A 16,758-nucleotide genomic window follows, 5' to 3' on the forward strand; every position below is an offset into this window, starting at 1 on the left:
TCACATCCGCCGTCACATCCGCCTGCCGCCTCATCGGCCGGGCCGGGGCCGCGGCGCCGCACCGGATGCGGCCGTGAACCTGACCTTCGCCGGGGACGGCCGGTTCTGGGCCTGCGCCTTCCTGGGCCTCGGCCTCCCGGTCTGCCTCGCGCTGGCGTGGGTCGGTCAGCCCGGCGAGACCCCGTCCGCCCTCGATGCCTTCGTCCGGCTCGCCCGCATCGCCGCGTTCCTGAGCCTGGGTGTCGCCGCCCTGGCCGTGGCGACCCGGGGACGGGCCGCGCTGTTCGCGCTGCTGTGCTGGCCGGCCTCCCTCGCGGCCGCCTCCGGTCCGGACGGGCTCGTCCTCGCGCTGGCGGCCCTCGCCGCCGCGCTGCTCAGCCCCCGGCCGATGACGGGCCGGTACAGGCCGGCGCGCCTCGCCGGAGCGACGCTGGCGATCGCCCTGGTGGTGCTGGCGCGGCCGGCCTGCGCCCCCCTCGCCGGGATGCTGCTGGTGCCGTTCCCGCCGCCGGGACGGCTTGCCCGCACCTGCCGGGAGCGGCTGCCCCTCGCCGCACTCGCCCTCTTGCCGGCCCTTCTGCCGGCCCTTCTGCCGGCCCTCTCGGCTGCGAGCCTCGGGACGCCGCACCCCGCCGGAGCCGGGCACGGGCCCATGGCCCTGCCCGTCCCGCTGCCCGGTTTCCTCTCCGGGCTCTGGGCCGTCGCGCTGCTGGTGCCGCTGGTCGCGCTGCGGCGCGGCCCCCTGCCCCCGCGGGCGGAGCGGCTGTGGCTCTCGGGGGGCGCGCTGCTCGGCCTCTGGCTGATGGTCGGGGCGCAGGCCCTCGCTCCGGCGGGCGGCCCCGGCGGGCTGCAGATCCGAGACCTCCTGCCGCTGGCGCCGATGCCGATTCTGGCCTTCGCCCGGGGGCGGATCGGCACCGCGGCGGCCCTGCGCTGGCCGGCCCTGCTCGTGGTGCTGGCCGCCGCTCTCGACGCGGTGGCGCTGCCGATGATCGCGCTGCGGCTGTAGGAGAAACGCTCAGTCCCGGTCGAGGAAGTCCAAGAGTGCCCGGTTGAACGCCTCGGGCCGGGTGACGCTGTGGGCGTGGCCGCCGTCGGGGGCGAGGGCGAGCCGGGCCTTGGGCAGCGCCGCCGCCAGCCGCTCGGACCGCGTGTAGGGCACCAGCACGTCGTCCCGGGCCGCCATCACCAGGGTCTCGTGGCCGATCGATCCGAGACGCTCCGCCACCGTGAAGCGCTCCAGGGCGGCGATGCGCGCCAGCACGGTCTCGGCGCCTGGGAAATGCGCCAGCGCCTGCGCCTCGTCGCGGGCGACGCGCTCGGCCTGCGCGGAGAGCCAGGGCGCCGGGTACAGGAAGATCGCCTGGGCCCGCACGAAGGCCTCCGGGCCGCCCCCCGCCAGGATCGCCCGGCGGGCCGCGAAGCAGCGGCGCGTGGCCGGGTCCAGGGCGTCCCAGCCGTTGATCACCACGATCCGCCCGACCCGGTCGGGCGCGTCCAGCGCCATCTGGAGGGCGATCAGGCCGCCCAGGGCGTGGCCGACCACGTCCGCCCGATCGATCCCGGCTTCGTCCAGCACCGCGCACGCGTCCCGCGCCATGGCGGGGATGTCGTGGTCCGGCCCGAGGGGGCCGGGCGAGCGCCCGGTGCCGCGATGGTCGTAGGTGACGACCCGGAACCGCGCGGTCAGGGCCGCCATCTGCGGCGCGAAATAGCCGGCCCCGCCGCCGAGCCCCGGCGAGAGCAGCACCGGCCGCCCGTCCGCCGGGCCCGCCACCGCGTGATGGAGGGAGGCCGCCCCCGCCGCGCGCCTGGCCATCAGCGGCCGATATGGGCGACGGAGGCGATCTCCACGCGGGCCTCGGGCTTCACGAGGCCGCACTGAATGCAGTAGCGCGCCGGTTTCTCGCCCGGAAAATACTCCGCGTAGACGGCGTTGATCGCCGCATAGTCGGCCCAGTCCGCCAGGAAGACGTGGTTGAAGGTGACGTCGGCCATCGTGCCGCCCGCGGCCTCCACCACACCCTTGATGGTCTCCAGCACGTGGCGGGTCTGGGCCGCCGCATCGCCGACATGGACCACCTGGGCATCCGCATCCAGCGGCAGCGTGCCCGAGACGTACAGGACCCCGTCGGCCAGCGTGCCCGGCACGTAGGGGGCCAGCGGCTTGCCGGTTCCCGGCGGTATCACGACCTGCTTGGGCATTCCCCTGCGCCTCCCGCACGCGACCTGTCGGCCGGCCCTTGCAGGCTGCGCGGGAGGCCGCAGCGCGGCGGCGTTCGGGCACCCTGCCGGTCACCGGCCGGATGCGCGATGCACTTATCCGGCCAGGTCGACGCCGGCAGCGTCAACCGCAGCGGGTGAAGGCGCCCCGAGGGCCCTCTCGAAGGCGGGGACGTCCGAGACCCAGCCGAAGAAGGTCTCGATATTGGCGAGCGCCGCGTGGTGCAGGCTCTCCGGCCCGGCCTGGTGCGTGGCGTCGGCCAGCACGATCCCGAAATACTCCCGGTGGAACCCGTCCCGCAGGGTCGACTCGACGCAGACGTTGGTGGCGATGCCGGTGAAGACCAGCGTGGTCACGCCCCGGGCCCGCAGGGTGCTGTCGAGGGGCGTGTTGTAGAAACCGCTGTAGCGCGGCTTGCCCATCACGATGTCGCCGGGCTCCGGCCTCAGGGCGTCCACCAGCGCGTAGTCCCAGGATCCCTTGGCGAGAAGCTGCGTGTTCGCTTCAGGATTCCGGCGCATCGTCTTGAGGGCGTTGGATTTGTGCCAGTTCGGCGAGCCCGGGCCTCCGGCCTCGACATAGGCCGGGTCCCAGCCGTTCTGGAACCACAGGACCGGGATGCCGGCGGCCCGGGCCGCCGCCACCGCCCGGGCGATCCGGGCGATCACCGGGCCCGTGCCCGACACGTCGAAGCCGGCCCGGTCGAGGTAGCCGCCCGGGCTGGCATAGGCGTTCTGGACGTCCACGACGATCAGGACCGTGGTCGCTGGATCGAAGGCGATCGGCTCCGGGCGGGCCGGCAGGATGACGCCGCCGTGGCGGCCGTTCGGGTCGCGATATCCGGCGGGGGCGTCCATCAGGCCACCTCGGGCAGCGGCGCCGCCGTCACGTGCCGGCGCGACCGCATCAGCGGCTGGATCCGCGTCCCGAACGCGTCGAGGCCCTTGAGGAAGTCGTCGAAGACCAGCAGCACGCCCTCCACCCCGTCGATGGTCATGACGGCGTCGAGCATCGCGGCCACGCCGGCGTAGCTGCCCACCAGGGTGCCCATGTTGAGGTTCACCGCCGAGGCCGGGTCGGCGAGCTGGCGCACGTTGGTGTCGCCGCCGGACTTGGTGTCGGCCGCGCCCTGGAGGCCGAGCCACGCGATCGCCTCGGAATCCGCACCCGCCTTGTAGTGCGCCCAGGTGGCCATCGCCGCCTCGTCGGTCTCGTCGGCGATGATCATGAACAGGGCGAAGGCCGTCACCCGCCGCCCGGTCCGCGCGCTGGCTTCCGCCAGCTTCTCCACCACGGGGGCGAAGGCGGTCGGCGTGTTGAGCCCCTTCCCCAAGCAGAAATTGTAGTCCGCGTACTGGGCCGTGAAGGCCAGGCCGGCGCCGCTCTGGCCGGCGCAGATGATCTTCATGGGGGCCTGCGGACGGGGGCTCAGCCGGCAATCGTTCATCTGGAAGAACGTGCCCTTGCGGTCGCTGACACCCGTCTCCCACAGATCGCGCAGAATCTGAGCATACTCCGCTAAATAGTCGTAACGCTTGGCAAAATACTCATCCCCGGGCCAGAGGCCCATCTGGTCGTATTCCGGCTTCTGCCAGCCGGTGATGAGGTTCAGGCCGAAGCGCCCGTCCGAGATCGAGTCGATGGTCGCGGCCATGCGGGCGACGATGGCGGGCGGCAGGCACAGAGTCGCCGCGGTGGCGAACAGCCGGATCCGGGTGGTGACGGCGGCGAGCCCCGCCATCAGGGTGAAGGATTCGAGGTTGTGGTCCCAGAACTCGGTCCTGCCGCCGAAGCCGCGCAGCTTGATCATCGACAGGGCGAAGTCGAGGCCGTAGCCCTCCGCCTTCAGGGTGACCGCCTTGTTGAGCGCGAAGCTCGGGCGGTACTGCGGGGCGTTCTCCGAGAGCAGCCAGCCGTTGTTGCCGATCGGAATGAACACCCCGACGCTCATGGCCGGCCCGGCTCCGGGCGCCGGCCCCGCTCCGGGCACCGGCCCGGCTCCACGGTCCGGAGCGGCCGCGTCCGGGATCGCGTCCAAGGGCGGCCTGGTTCGGGGGCCGGCGCGATCGTCCGCATGGCTCTGCATCATCGTCCCACGCTCCGTCCGGTCGGTTCCGCCGGAACCGAGTCGACGCGCGGAGGCTCGCAAAACCGCGGCGGAGGGTCAAACCCGCGGCGCCCGTGCGGCGCGAAAATGCCTATCTTTCCAGCGGCTTGCACAACTGAGGCGCGATGTCTGCTCAACCCGTGCGCGCGTCCCGTCCGGCCGCGCCGACCCGCCGAGACAAGCTTTCGTGCGGCAAGATTACCGGCGATGTCGGGCATCGATTGCCGTCGACGGAGCGGAGACCATCTTCACACGACAATGATAAATCTCGATCCGACCCTGCCGGAGTGACATCGATGCGCGTGTGGCCCGTCCTGCTCCTCGTCCTCGGCCTCGCGGGACCGGCGGTGGCCGACGAGGCGGCGCGCGCGGCGGCCCGGGCGGTGATCGCCAAGCAGGAGCAGGCGCTGGGCCGCGACGACGCGCAGACCGCCTACGAGCAGGCCGCGCCGGGGATCCGGGACCTGTTCCCGAATGCCGACCTGTTCATCGGCATGGTCCGGAACCAGTATCGTCCGGTCTACCGCCACCGCAGCTTCGTGTTCGGCGAGGCGCGGGACACGGACGAGGCGGGCGTGGTCCAGTCGGTGGCGATCCAGGACGAGTACGGCATCGACTGGACGGCCGAGTACAGCCTCGCCCGGGACGCGGACGGGCAGTGGCGCATCACCGGCTGCCGCCTGGTCAAGGCACCCGGCGCGCGCGCCTGAGGGGTGCCCGCCACCGTCGCGGCGGGCACGGGCCTGTCGGCCTCAGGGCCGGAACGCCGCGAGCCTGTCGAGCATCTGCAGGGCGACGTCGGCGCAGGCCTTCGTCGAATCGTCGTCGGCGCATTTCACGTCGAGGCGCGCGTCGCCGCGCTCCAGCACGATATGGGCGGCCCGCGACGGCGGTGGCGGCGGCGGCGGAGGTGGCGGCGGGGGCCCGTCGGGCCCGGGGCCGCGTCTCGGGTCGCCGGGCGGCGGCGGCGGGGGTGGCGCGCCGGCCTCGGGGCCGGGCCGCGGGCCGCCGGGCGGCGGCGGTGGGGCCTGCGCGAAGGCGGCGGTGCCGCACAGCAGCGCCGCGGCACCCGCGAGGGCGATGAGTCGGGTCATGTCGGCTCTCTCCGAGGCTCGATCCGCCCCGCCGGCTGGGGCGCCGCGGGGTGCGCCGGCTCTAGGGCGTGCCCGGGAAACCGGCCCTGAACCGGCCCGTTCAGCCCCGGTTAAAGGCCGGGCCCCCCGGGCGGACCGGCCGCGTCGTCCGGAGCTTTCGACAGGCCCGCCCGCATCGTGTAGAGGGAGCGCCTTCCCTCGGAGGACCCTGTGCTCCACGTCTCGACTCGCGGCGCGGCCGCGCCGCTCTCCTTCTCGGACGCGCTCCTGGCGGGCTTGGCCCGCGACGGCGGGCTCTACGTGCCGCAGACCTGGCCGCAGATCGGCCGTCCGGAGATCGCCGCCCTGGCGGGCCGCCCCTACGCGGAGGCCGCCAAGTGCGTACTGCGCCCGCTGATCGACGGCGACGTCGCCGGTCCGGACCTCGACCGGATGATCGACGCGGCCTACGCGACGTTCCGCCACCCGGCGGTCTGCCCGCTGACCCAGCTCGACGACAACCTGTTCCTGCTGGAGCTCTTCCACGGGCCGACGCTCGCCTTCAAGGACGTGGCGATGCAGCTGCTCGGGCGGCTCATGGACCACGTGCTGACCCAGCGCGGCGCCCGTGCCACCATCGTGGGCGCGACCTCGGGCGATACCGGCTCGGCCGCCGTGGAGGCCTTCGGCGGCCTCGACCGGGTCGACGTGTTCATCCTCTACCCGCACGGGCGGGTCTCGGAGGTCCAGCGGCGGCAGATGACCTCGGTGCCGGCGCAGAACGTCCACGCGCTGGCCGTCGACGGCACGTTCGACGATTGCCAGAACCTCGTCAAAGCCCTGTTCCAGCACGCCGATTTCGCCGACGCGGTGCGGCTGTCTGGCGTCAACTCGATCAATTGGGCCCGGGTCGCCGCGCAGGCGGTCTACTACTTCACCAGCGCGGTGGCGCTGGGCTCGCCGCACCGCCCGGTCTCCTTCGCGGTGCCCACCGGCAATTTCGGCGACGTGCTCGCCGGCTGGGTCGCCAAGCAGATGGGCCTGCCGGTCGGGCGGCTGATGATCGGCACCAACGCCAACGACATCCTGGTGCGCACCCTGGAGCACGGCGCCTACGAGCTGCGCGGCGTGGTGCCCACCACCTCGCCCTCCATGGACATCCAGATCTCGTCGAACTTCGAGCGCCTGCTGTTCGAGGCGCTGGGGCGCGATTCCTCCTCTCTGTCGCGGCTGATGGCGGGGCTGAAGCAGTCCGGCGGGTTCTCGCTGAGCCCCGAGGTTCTCGCCACGGTCCGCTCGGACTTCGACGCCGTCGCGGTGCCGGAGCCTGACGTGATGGAAGAAATCGCCCTGACCCAGGCTGCCACCGGGGTGGTGCTCGACCCCCACAGCGCCATCGGCGTGCGGGCCGGGCGGCGGCTCCTGGAGCAGGATCCGGCGACCCCCGTGGTGGCGCTCGCCACCGCGCATCCCGCCAAATTCCCGGACGCGGTCGCCAAGGCCACGGGCGGCCTGCGCCCCGCCCTGCCCCCGCACCTCGCCGACCTGATGGACCGGCCCGAGCGCCTGACCCGGGTGGCCAACGACCAGGCCGCTCTGGAGACGCTCATCCGCGAGCGCGCCCGCATCACGAGGGGGGCGTGAGCTTGGCGCGAGTCGCGCGACGAGCCCCCTCTCCCGAGCGGGAGAGGGTTGGGGTGAGGGTCGAGAACCGTCCGGAGAGGTCGCACCCCTCACCCTGTCCCTCTCCCGCACGGGAGAGGGGACCCGCGCCGCATCCGGCACCCCGCGCGACGACGAGCCGTCGATGAACCAGCACTTCTCCACGCACGCCGCCTCGCCGTCCCTGCGCACCACGCGGCTCGACAACGGCGTCACGGTGGTCACCGAGCCGATGCCCGGGGTCGCCACCGCCAGCCTCGGCGTCTGGGTCGGGGCCGGCTCGCGCAACGAGCGCGCCGACGAGGCCGGCCTGTCCCACCTCATCGAGCACATGGCGTTCAAGGGGACGCGGACGCGCTCGGCGCAGAAGATCGCCGAGGAGATCGAGAATGTCGGCGGCGAGATCAACGCCGCCACCTCCACGGAGGGGACGAGCTACACCGCCCGGGTCCTGGGCGAGGATGCCGGCCTCGCCCTGGACGTGATCGGCGACATCCTCACCGATTCGGTGTTCGACGCGGGCGAGCTCGCCCGGGAGAAGGGCGTGATCCTGCAGGAATACGCCGCCGTCGAGGACACCCCCGACGACGTGGTCTACGACGCGTTCACGGAGGCCGCCTTCCCGGACCAGCCGGTCGGCCGGCCGATCCTCGGGCGGCCCGAGACGATCCGGAGCTTCGACGAGGCCGGCATCCGCGCCTATCTCGACCGGGAATACACGCCGGACCGCATCGTCGTCGCCGGCGCCGGGGCCGTGACCCACGAGGCGATCGTGGCGGCGGCCGAGCGCCATTTCGGGGGGCGGCCCGCCAAATCCGCCCCCGCCTCCGTGCCGGGCGTCTACGGCGGCGGCGAGCGGCGGATGCCGCGCAAGCTCGAGCAGGCCAACGTGGTGATCGGCCTGCCGGGCCTCTCCTTCCGGGACGACCGCTACTACGCGCTGCACATGTTCGCGCAGGTGCTGGGCGGCGGCCTGACCTCGCGGCTCTGGCAGGAGGTGCGCGAGACCCGCGGCCTCGCCTACGAGATCCAGGCCTTCCACTGGCCCTTCTCGGATTGCGGCCTGTTCGGGATCGGCGCCGGCACCGCCGGGGCGGACCTGCCCGAACTCGTCGACGTGACGCTGGCGGCCACCGCCCGGGCGGCCCGCGACCTCGACGCCGTCGAGATCGCCCGCGCCAAGGCGCAGCTCAAGGTCTCGCTGCTCTCGGCGCTGGAGACGCCGGGCGGGCGCATCGAGCGCAACGCCCGCCAGATCCTGGCCTGGGGCCGGGTGATCCCCGCCGGAGAGGTGATCGACAAGGTCGACGCCGTCACGGTGGCGGATGTCCGGGCCGCGGCGGCCGCGATGCTGCAGGGCACGCCGACGCTGGCGGCGATCGGCCCGATCCGCAAGCTGCCCGCCCTCGACAAGATCGCGGGTGCGCTCCGGGCGGCCTGAGAGGCGGTCGGATCTCCGCGAACAGGGATCCGGCTCCCCCGCAGCCCGAGGCGCCCGCCGACGCGGGCACCGCAGGCTGCGGGCGCGCGGGGGATGGACCGGTTCCGAGACGCTCAGAATCCTGCCGCGGAGCCGCCCCCCGCCCCGCCCAACTTGATTTGGCCGCAAAGGGGCGCGATCCGCGGGCGGTGGACCGGCCCCGGGGCGACCTTGCCCCAGGTGAGGCCCACCCCTATCGATCAAGGCCGCCCGGGCGGCTGACGCCGAACCTCGCACGGCCGGAAGTCAAGACACCCTTGCGCATCCTCGCCCTCCTCCTGTCCCTGGTCGGCGGTCTCGTCGGTGCCCTCGCGCTGGGGGGGCCGGCCCGGGCCGTGGAAGCGGTCCGCGTCACCCTCGACGCGCCGGTGATCGACCTGACCACCGCGATCGAGCGCTACCGCTCCGACGGCGACCTGATCCAGATCTCCACGGCGCCCGGCAAGGACGGCATCGTCCGCCGCATCGTCGTGAAGGCCCGCGACGCCGGCGCGCGGCCCGACTGGATCGTGTTCGCGCTCACCAACGACACCGACGAGCAGATCGACCGCATCCTCGTCGCCCCGCATTTCCGGCTGGTGGATTCCGGGGTGATCTGGCCCGATCTCGGCGGCTCGCGGATCGCCGCCATCACGGCGAGCCAGGGCATCCGCCCGGAGCGCGACGAGAACCCGGAAGCCGACCAGTTCACCATCACGCTGGATCCCGGCGCCACCGTCACCTACGTGGCCGAACTGCGCGGCTCCAACGTCCCCCAGCTCCGCCTCTGGGACCAGGACGCCTACCGCCGGAAGGCCGCAGGCCTGACCCTCTACAAGGGCATCATCATCGGGATCAGCGGCCTGCTGGCCCTGTTCCTGACCATCGTGTTCGTGGTCAAGGGCGCGATCATCTTCCCGGCCGCCGCCGCGCTCGCGTGGTCGGTGCTCGCCTATGCCTGCATCGATTTCGGCTTCCTGCAGCGGGTCTTCCCGGTCACCGAACTGGCCGAGCGGGTCTACCGGGCCTCCGCGGAGGCGGTGCTCGGGGCGACGCTGCTGGTCTTCCTGTTCGCCTATCTCAACCTCGCCCGCTGGCACGTGCGCTACAGCCATGTGGCGTTCTTCTGGCTCGCCTTCCTGGCCGGCCTCGTGGGGCTCGCGGTGTTCGACCCGCCGGTGGCGGCGGGCGTGGCCCGGATCTCCATCGCGGCGGTGGCCGGCATCGGCCTGCTGCTGATCGTCTACCTCGCCGCCCATAACGGCTACGACCGCGCCATCCTGCTGGTGCCGACCTGGCTGCTCCTCGTCGTCTGGGTGACGGCGGCGGGCTTCGCGGTCACCGGCCAGATCGGCAGCGACCTCGTGCAGCCGGCGCTGATCGGCGGCCTCGTGCTGATCGTGATGCTGATCGGCTTCACGGTGCTCCAGCACGCCTTCGCGGGGGGCGGGCTCAGCCACGCCCTCGTGTCCGACACGGAGCGGCGTGCGCTGGCGCTGACCGGCGCCGGCGACGTGGTGTTCGACTGGGACGTGCCCGCCGACCGGGTCTTCGTCGGCCCCGAGATCGAGGGCCAGCTCGGCCTCGCCCGGGGGACGCTGGAGGGGCCGGCCACCAACTGGCTCGGCGCGCTCCACCCCTTCGACGTGGAGCGCTACTCGGCGGCCCTCGACACGGTGATCGAGGAGCGGCGTGGCCGCATCGTCCACGATTTCCGCCTGCGCTCGGAGGCCGGCGCGTTCTTCTGGTACCGGCTGAAGGCGCGGCCCGTGATCGGCGCCGACGGCGAGGTGATTCGGGTGGTCGGCACCATCGCGGACGTCACCGAGGTGAAGACCGCCGAGGAGCGCCTGCTCCACGACGCCGTGCACGACAGCCTCACCGGCCTGCCGAACCGCGAATTGTTCGGCGACCGGCTCGATGCGGCGCTCGCCTTCGCCGGCCAGGACCAGCGCCTCAAGCCCACCGTGATCGTGCTCGACGTCGACCGGTTCAAGGGCATCAACGACGCCATCGGCCTGTCGGCCGGCGATTCGATCCTGCTGACCCTGTCGCGCCGGCTCGGCCGGCTGCTGCGGCCGCAGGACACCCTGGCCCGGGTCGCGGGCGACGAGTTCGCGGTGATCCTCCTGTCGGAGCGCGACCCCGACCGGATCCTGGCCTTCGCCGAGATGATCCGCCGGGCGATCGCCACGCCGATCACCTACGCGGACCGGGAGATCTTTCTGACCGTCTCGATCGGGCTCGCCCTCTACGAGGCCGGCGCCAACCTGAAGCGCGACGAGGTGTTCAAGAGCGCCGAGATCGCCATGATCCAGGCCAAGCGCAACGGCGGCGACCGCATCGAGGTGTTCCGCGCCCATATGCGCACCGACCGCTCCGACCGGCTGATGCTGGAGAGCGACCTGCGCAAGGCGATCGAGCGCAACGAATTGCGGGTGCTGTTCCTGCCGGTGGTCCGCCTCGAGGACCGCACGGTGGCGGGGTTCGAGACCGTCCTGCGCTGGGACCATCCGAAGCTCGGCCGCATCCCGGCCTCGACCTTCATGCCGCTCGCCGAGGAGAGCGGCTTCGTGGTCAATCTCGGCATCTTCGCCCTGGAGCGCACCGCGCTGGAACTCGCCGCCTGGCAGCGCTCCCTGGAGGTCGAGCCGCCGATCTTCGCGGCTTGCAACCTGTCCTCGCGCCAGCTCCTGCGCCACGACCTCCTGCACGACGTGAAGACCGTGCTGGCCCGCTCCGGGGCCCTGCCCGGCTCGCTCAAGCTGGAATTCAGCGAGAGCCTCGTGATGGAGAATCCGGAATACGCCGCGCAGATGCTGGCCCGGATCCACGACCTCGGCGCCGGCCTGTGCCTGTCGGATTTCGGCACCGGCTACTCGGCGCTCTCCTATCTCCAGCGCTTCCCCTTCGACACGATCAAGGTCGACGCGACCTTCGTGCGCCAGATCGGCACCGGGCAGACCGCGATCCTGCGCTCCATCGTCCGCATGGCGAGCGAGTTGAACCTCGCCATCGTGGCGGAGGGCTGCGAATCGGAAGCCGACGCCCAGGCGCTGGCCGGGCTCGGCTGCGAATACGCGCTGGGCCCCGCCTTCGGCGAGCCGATGACCATGCTGCAGGCCCGCCAGATCGTCGGCGCGGCGCCTGAGGCGGCCTGAGATCCCTCCTGCGGGGCCGACAGGTGTGCTGCCGGCCACCGACACCATCGCGGCCGGGGATGCGATGACTCCGGACCACGTCAGGCTCGTGCGGGACGGCTTCGCGAAGGTGCGGCCCATGGCCGGGACGGCCGACCTGCCCTGAGGCCGCCTGTTCGAGGTCGCCCCGCAGGCGCATCGCATCCCCGCGGACAGGACTGAGCAGACGCTGACGCCGACGGCCATGCTCGGGCCGGCGGGGGGCCCGCCCGAACCATCCGGAGACCGCGGCGCCGGCGCTCCAGGCTTCGGACGCAAGGCCCGTGGCCTACGGCACGCAGGACGCCCCCTGCGCGCCGGTGGGCGCGGCCCTGCCGTGGCCCCTGGAACAGGGCCTCGGCGCGGACTTCACCCCGGAGGTCCGGGGGGCCCGGACCGAGACCGACGCGCTGGCCGCCCGCGCGATTCAGCAGGCGGACGCGGCCTGAAGGCCGAAACGGCGAAAGCCGCCGATCGGCTTAAGCCACCCTTAACCATGTTCGACCAAGCTCCTGTGGATGGACGGGCCCTTCAGCGCCCGGGAAGGGGATGGTCGGATGGCCGAGGCGGCACGGCGTTACCAGCAGGCAGGGGGCTCCGACCTCGTGCGCCGCCTGATGGCCCGGCCGGTCCGGCTGGAGCAGCAGGCCCGGACCCGGATGCCGCTCCGCGATCCCCGCCATGCCGATCCATCCCCCGAGGCCTTCGACGATCCGTCGGATGCGCTGGACGAGGCCGACGAGATCGCCCGCCTCGAGACCGAGCTGCAGGTGATGAAGGCGGTGCTCCGGGCCCAGCGGCAGGAGGTCGAGTCGCTGCGGGCGCAGCGCCAGCTCCTCACCGACTCGGCCCCGACCGACGATGTCCGCGCGACCCGCGAGCGCTGGGCGGCCCTGGTCGACTCGCTCCTGATCCGCGCCCGCTGATCCGTCACAAGCGCATGCGGGGGAGAGCCATGGGGGCGCGCTGCTCGCTCGTCGTCAACGGTCGGTCGGTGCGTGTCTCGACCGGCGATACGCCGCTGGAGGCCGCGCTGGCCGAGGGCATGATCGCCCCGCTCCAGGCGCAGCCCGGCAACCTGCTCGCCGGCCAGGGCCTCGCTCAGGGCAGCGCCGCACCGTCCGGTCGCCGTCATCCGGCCCGCCGGGCCAGGGCCGAGGCCCTGCGCCCGGCCCTCCCCGGCGCCCCGATCCAGGGCCAGGAGGCGGCGGCGCCGCCGCCCGTGGCCGTCCGCAAGGGCACGGTCACGGAAATCCGCCGGCTCAGCCCCGGAATCCTCGAGGTCGTCGCGACCCTGACCCGGCGCCCCACCGGCGAGCCGGGCCACCAGGCGCTGGTGACCTTCGCGGGGCTGCCCACCCTGACGCTGTCCCCGACCCTGCGGGTCGACGGCACGACCGAGATCAACGACGTGGTGTTCCACGTCGCCCGCGACCCCGAGGGCGATCCCCTCGACGCGCTCCGCCTCGACCAGCCGGTGCGCCTCAAGGGGCCGGTCGGCCGGGGGCAGTACCGCCCCGGGGGCGGGCGCCTCGTGCTGGTGGCGGCCGGCGCCGGCTTCGGCGCGATCTGGGCGATCGCCCGGGCGGCCCGCTACGTCGAGCCCGCCCGCGAGATGGCCCTGGCCGTCGGCGCCCGCGACGCCCTGGACCTCTACATGCGCGAGAGCCTGGACTGGCTGCGCCGCACCGGCGTCGGCCGGATCGTGCTCTGCGCCGATCGCGGCCGCCAGCGGCCGCCGGACGTGCGCTCCGGCCCGCTCAGCGCCCACCTGCCGAGCCTGCGCGCCACCGACGTGGTCCACGTGGCGGGCGACGTCTCGACGGTCGGCGCCGTGCAGGTGCTCGCCGCCGCGGTGGGCGCCCGCTGCTACCCGATCGTGATCGACTGACCGCCGTCGCCTCGACGCGGCGGCGTCCGGCTGCTACCGGCGCCGGGCCGGCCGCACGGGGCCGATCCTGAGCCCGATCCGAGCCCCGATGGTCCGCGTCCTCTGCCTCGGCTACAGCGTCACGGAGCTGCCGGGCTATGTCGAGCGGGCCAACGCCCTGGCCGAGGCCGAGGGGCGTCCGGTCACCTTCCTCCGCAGCGGCTGGGGCGGCCATTCCCTGCCCTCCATCGCCGCCCTGATCGACGAGATCCTCGACGCGCTCCCCTGCGACGGCGTCCTCCTCGAGCTGTTCACCGGCAACGTCCGCTACTTCGACGGCGCGACGATGCGGGCCTATCTCGACGACATCCTCGCGGCGACCGCCCGGCGGGACCTGCCCGTCGCCTTCCTCAACCTCCACCAGGGCGGCGTCGACTACGCGGCCGAGCCCGTCGCCGGCCTGCTGGCGGAGTACCGCGCCCTCTACGGGATCCCCTATCTCGACATCGCCGCCCCGGTGGCGGCCGCGGGCGCGGGCGACATCACCTACCTCCTGACGGATGCGACCCACGTCACGCCGGTGGGCGCCGACCTCTACGGCACCCTGGTCTACAGCTTCCTGCGCGCGCCGCCCCCGGGCCGCGCCTATATCGACCGGTTCCGGACCCTGCCGGGCCGGTTCGAGGCCGTGCCGCTGCGCGCCCTCCCCGGTCTGACCTGCGGGTTCGCCCTGCGCCGCAACGGCATCCCGCTGGACTTCCTGGAGATTCCCGAGGGCACCCGCGTCACCGTCCCCCTCGGGCGGTCCCGCGACGTGATCGGTCTCCTCGTGACCTACGGCCCCCAGGCGGGCACGCTGACGGTCCAGGACCCGGCGAAGGGACGGGGGCACGATCTCGTCGCCTACGACGAGTTCTCCTACTACACGCGCTCGATGTTCCGCAGCGTCACCCTCCCGGCGGCGCGCGCGCTGACGATCGCGCAATCGGCGGAGCGGCCGGACATCGCTCTGCGCAAGGGCGCGCCGGATCCGGGCCCGCGGATCGGGCGCGTGTCGCATGTCGTCTGCCGGCGCAGGCTGAGCCTCGCCCAGCGCGCCGCGCGCCTGCTGCACCGGCTGCGGCGCGGCCTGCGCCGCCTCGGACCGCGGGTCGGCCTCGTCCGCGGGGCCTGAGATTCCGGCCCGGGCCGGGCGCGAAGGGGACGCCGGGCCTCACGGCGCCCGCCCGCGCCCGCCGGCGAGACCGCTCCATCCCCGACCCGGATCGGCCAGGCTCTCCCGGACGCGCGCCCACACCGCTCGATCGGTTCAATGGCTCTGATGTATTTCTTCGATATTATCAGTATTTGCATATGAATAAATATTCGTTTCATTCTTCGAGTGATCTGTCGTCGCCAGATGATCGTGGCAGCGCGTGGATCTCTGCCGCGGTCTTGTGCTAAGGGATATTTTGAGTTCATGAGGGGATCGGACGATATGCGATTTCTACGGAATGCGAGCCTGCATGTAAAAATGTCGTTGCCCATCGGTTTCTTGGTGATCGTCACTGCGGGGGTCGTATTTTATTCGATTTCAGGTCTCAAATATATGGAGGAAAGGAATAGATATCTGGTAGATTATTATTTCGCCAGGCTCGAGATATTCGCGAAAGTTCGCGAAAAATTCGTCGATGCCGCGCTCATGAATCGCAATTTGATCATCGGCCGACCGGAAGGGGACCTCCCGCTCTTTCGCAGGCGCTTCGACGAGGACGTCAAGGCCGTGGCCGACAGCATCGAGACGCTGGCCGAGGGCTCGCGGCGCGAGGAGATCGCGGCGATGCAGCGCCAGATCGGGGCGATCGCCCGGGACTATTTCGACCTGCTCGACCGCTCCAACTACCTCGCCCTCCGGAACGACCGGTCTGCGGCGATCCAGGTCGGCGTCGTCGCGAGCCGTGAGGTCCGGGCGCAGTTCGACAAGGCGGCCCAGGATTACGAGGCGCAGGCGACGGCCCGCCTCCGCGAGGCGAGGCGCGCGTCCCGGCAGGAGGCCGAGCAGGCGCGGACGGTCCTGATCGGCTCCGCCCTGGCGGGCCTGCTCGCCGCCTTGAGCCTTTCCGCGGTGATCGTCGTCTTCGGCGCGACGCGGCCGCTGCAGCGCCTCGTCGCCGTCCTGCGGCGCATGGCGCAGGGCGACGTCGAGGCCGCGATCGTCGAGGCGCAGCGCGGCGACGAGATCGGGATGGTCGGGCGGGCGGTCGAGGCGATCAGGACCATGGTCGCCCGCAACGCCGCCGCGGAGGCCGAGCGCCGACGGCGGGCGGACGCCGAAGCCGCCGCCGTGCGCAAGGAGGCCACGATGGACCTCGCTCGGACCTTCGAGGAGGCGGTGGCCAGGATCGTCGAGCAGGTCTCGTCGGCCGCGGGAGAACTGGAGGGCACCGCCCACCAGATGACGACGACCGCCCAGGAGACGGCCAGCCAGTCCGGCGCGGTGGCGGCGGCGGCCGAGGCGGCGGCGGCCAACATCAACGCGGTGGCGGCCTCGACCGAGCGGCTCGGCAGCGCCATCCAGGCGATCGGCCATCAGGCGAGCGGCTCGTCCGACCTCGCGCAGCAGGCGGTCGGCGAGGCCGACCAGACCGCCGGCCTCGTGGCCGAACTGCAGCAGGCGGCCTCCGAGATCGGCGACGTGGTGCGGCTGATCGCGTCCGTCGCCGAGCAGACCAACCTGCTCGCGCTCAACGCGACCATCGAGGCGGCGCGCGCCGGCGAGGCCGGGCGCGGCTTCGCGGTCGTGGCGGCCGAGGTGAAGGCCCTGGCCGAGAAGACCGCCAAGGCGACCGACGGGATCGCCGCCCAGATCGGCCGGATCCAGGGCGTGACCGGTTCCGCGGTCGGCGCGATCGGCGGGATCATCGACCGGATCCGCGAGATCAACGGCGTGGCGATCGCGATCGCGGCGGCCGTGGAGGAGCAGGGCGCGGCGACCCAGGAGATCGTGCGCAACATCGCCCACGCGACCCGGGGTGCCACGGCGGTGACCGGCACCATCGTCGGGGTGGTCGAGGCCTCGGAGCGCACGGGCGTGGCGGCCGATCACGTGCTCGCGGCCGCCACGGCCCTGTCACGCCAGTCGGAGCGGCTGTCGGCGGAGATGGACCGCTTCCTGGTCGGCGTTCGCGCCGCCTGAGGGCCGGAG

Annotated in this window: 15 protein-coding genes; 10 read left to right on the forward strand and 5 right to left on the reverse strand. The window is 72.8% G+C overall.

The window, feature by feature from the left end:
• The first annotated feature begins 73 nt into the window (after positions 1 to 73).
• Positions 74 to 1,009, forward strand: coding sequence for a hypothetical protein (locus tag P9K36_RS09300; protein WP_043756732.1), 936 nt, complete (start codon positions 74 to 76; stop codon positions 1,007 to 1,009).
• Positions 1,010 to 1,018: 9 nt separating this feature from the next.
• On the opposite strand, the gene rutD is transcribed toward P9K36_RS09300, so the two are convergent.
• The 4 genes from rutD to rutA form a co-directional block, all read right to left on the reverse strand.
• Entirely contained in the window at positions 1,019 to 1,819 is an 801-nt protein-coding gene (rutD, locus tag P9K36_RS09305; RefSeq protein ID WP_043379757.1) for a pyrimidine utilization protein D, read from the reverse strand.
• Positions 1,819 to 2,205 (reverse strand): pyrimidine utilization protein C, encoded by a 387-nt coding sequence (gene rutC, locus P9K36_RS09310; RefSeq protein WP_043756735.1) that lies wholly within the window; start codon positions 2,203 to 2,205, stop codon positions 1,819 to 1,821. The genes rutD and rutC overlap by 1 nt, the downstream gene beginning before the upstream one ends.
• Positions 2,206 to 2,319: 114 nt before the next feature.
• Positions 2,320 to 3,081: a pyrimidine utilization protein B gene (gene rutB / locus P9K36_RS09315; protein ID WP_043379752.1), complete on the reverse strand. Its 762-nt coding sequence runs from the start codon at positions 3,079 to 3,081 to the stop codon at positions 2,320 to 2,322.
• Positions 3,081 to 4,175, reverse strand: a complete 1,095-nt coding sequence (gene rutA / locus P9K36_RS09320) for a pyrimidine utilization protein A (protein WP_043756738.1) — start codon at positions 4,173 to 4,175, stop codon at positions 3,081 to 3,083. Before rutA ends, rutB begins: the two co-directional genes overlap by 1 nt.
• A gap of 452 nt (positions 4,176 to 4,627) precedes the next feature.
• On the opposite strand from rutA, the gene P9K36_RS09325 reads away from it, so the two are divergent.
• On the forward strand, positions 4,628 to 5,041 hold the full coding sequence (locus P9K36_RS09325) for a DUF4864 domain-containing protein (protein ID WP_043352578.1): 414 nt from the start codon (positions 4,628 to 4,630) through the stop codon (positions 5,039 to 5,041).
• A gap of 42 nt (positions 5,042 to 5,083) precedes the next feature.
• Here the strand turns inward: P9K36_RS09325 and P9K36_RS09330 are convergent, their stop codons facing one another.
• Positions 5,084 to 5,425 (reverse strand): hypothetical protein, encoded by a 342-nt coding sequence (locus tag P9K36_RS09330; RefSeq protein WP_043756740.1) that lies wholly within the window; start codon positions 5,423 to 5,425, stop codon positions 5,084 to 5,086.
• Between the two features lie 210 nt (positions 5,426 to 5,635).
• Here P9K36_RS09330 and thrC point away from each other — a divergent pair, with 210 nt between their 5' ends.
• From thrC to P9K36_RS09370, 8 genes are all read left to right on the forward strand, one after another.
• The gene (gene thrC / locus P9K36_RS09335) at positions 5,636 to 7,048 is read left to right on the forward strand and encodes a threonine synthase (RefSeq protein WP_043379743.1); all 1,413 of its coding nucleotides are present in this window, start codon (positions 5,636 to 5,638) and stop codon (positions 7,046 to 7,048) included.
• Between the two features lie 163 nt (positions 7,049 to 7,211).
• Complete coding sequence (locus P9K36_RS09340; protein ID WP_043379741.1) at positions 7,212 to 8,507, forward strand: pitrilysin family protein; 1,296 nt, start codon at positions 7,212 to 7,214, stop codon at positions 8,505 to 8,507.
• 302 nt (positions 8,508 to 8,809) lie between these two features.
• On the forward strand, positions 8,810 to 11,686 hold the full coding sequence (locus P9K36_RS09345; RefSeq protein WP_236952982.1) for an EAL domain-containing protein: 2,877 nt from the start codon (positions 8,810 to 8,812) through the stop codon (positions 11,684 to 11,686).
• Positions 11,687 to 11,988: 302 nt separating this feature from the next.
• Positions 11,989 to 12,153, forward strand: a complete 165-nt coding sequence (locus P9K36_RS09350) for a hypothetical protein (protein ID WP_236961462.1) — start codon at positions 11,989 to 11,991, stop codon at positions 12,151 to 12,153.
• Positions 12,154 to 12,261: 108 nt separating this feature from the next.
• Positions 12,262 to 12,630, forward strand: a complete 369-nt coding sequence (locus P9K36_RS09355) for a hypothetical protein (RefSeq protein WP_043352571.1) — start codon at positions 12,262 to 12,264, stop codon at positions 12,628 to 12,630.
• A 29-nt stretch (positions 12,631 to 12,659) separates the two neighbouring features.
• Positions 12,660 to 13,595 (forward strand): ferredoxin--NAD(+) reductase, encoded by a 936-nt coding sequence (locus tag P9K36_RS09360; protein ID WP_085987674.1) that lies wholly within the window; start codon positions 12,660 to 12,662, stop codon positions 13,593 to 13,595.
• Positions 13,596 to 13,683: 88 nt separating this feature from the next.
• Complete coding sequence (locus P9K36_RS09365) at positions 13,684 to 14,748, forward strand: hypothetical protein (RefSeq protein ID WP_111474025.1); 1,065 nt, start codon at positions 13,684 to 13,686, stop codon at positions 14,746 to 14,748.
• 285 nt (positions 14,749 to 15,033) lie between these two features.
• Positions 15,034 to 16,749, forward strand: a complete 1,716-nt coding sequence (locus P9K36_RS09370; RefSeq protein WP_236961461.1) for a HAMP domain-containing methyl-accepting chemotaxis protein — start codon at positions 15,034 to 15,036, stop codon at positions 16,747 to 16,749.
• Positions 16,750 to 16,758: the final 9 nt, after the last annotated feature.

The sequence above is a fragment of the Methylobacterium sp. 391_Methyba4 genome (genome assembly GCF_029691625.1).
In the GTDB taxonomy this organism is placed as follows: domain Bacteria; phylum Pseudomonadota; class Alphaproteobacteria; order Rhizobiales; family Beijerinckiaceae; genus Methylobacterium; species Methylobacterium fujisawaense.

Excerpts from the sequence above, each read along its gene's own strand:
- rutD (WP_043379757.1), bottom strand. The coding sequence starts at position 1,819 with ATGGCCAGGCGCGCGGCGGGGGCGGCCTCCCTCCATCACGCGGTGGCG.
- rutC (WP_043756735.1), bottom strand. The coding sequence starts at position 2,205 with ATGCCCAAGCAGGTCGTGATACCGCCGGGAACCGGCAAGCCGCTGGCC.
- rutB (WP_043379752.1), bottom strand. The coding sequence starts at position 3,081 with ATGGACGCCCCCGCCGGATATCGCGACCCGAACGGCCGCCACGGCGGC.
- rutA (WP_043756738.1), bottom strand. The coding sequence starts at position 4,175 with ATGAGCGTCGGGGTGTTCATTCCGATCGGCAACAACGGCTGGCTGCTC.
- P9K36_RS09325 (WP_043352578.1), top strand. The coding sequence starts at position 4,628 with ATGCGCGTGTGGCCCGTCCTGCTCCTCGTCCTCGGCCTCGCGGGACCG.
- P9K36_RS09330 (WP_043756740.1), bottom strand. The coding sequence starts at position 5,425 with ATGACCCGACTCATCGCCCTCGCGGGTGCCGCGGCGCTGCTGTGCGGC.
- P9K36_RS09340 (WP_043379741.1), top strand. The coding sequence starts at position 7,212 with ATGAACCAGCACTTCTCCACGCACGCCGCCTCGCCGTCCCTGCGCACC.
- P9K36_RS09355 (WP_043352571.1), top strand. The coding sequence starts at position 12,262 with ATGGCCGAGGCGGCACGGCGTTACCAGCAGGCAGGGGGCTCCGACCTC.
- P9K36_RS09360 (WP_085987674.1), top strand. The coding sequence starts at position 12,660 with ATGGGGGCGCGCTGCTCGCTCGTCGTCAACGGTCGGTCGGTGCGTGTC.
- P9K36_RS09365 (WP_111474025.1), top strand. The coding sequence starts at position 13,684 with ATGGTCCGCGTCCTCTGCCTCGGCTACAGCGTCACGGAGCTGCCGGGC.
- P9K36_RS09370 (WP_236961461.1), top strand. The coding sequence starts at position 15,034 with ATGAGGGGATCGGACGATATGCGATTTCTACGGAATGCGAGCCTGCAT.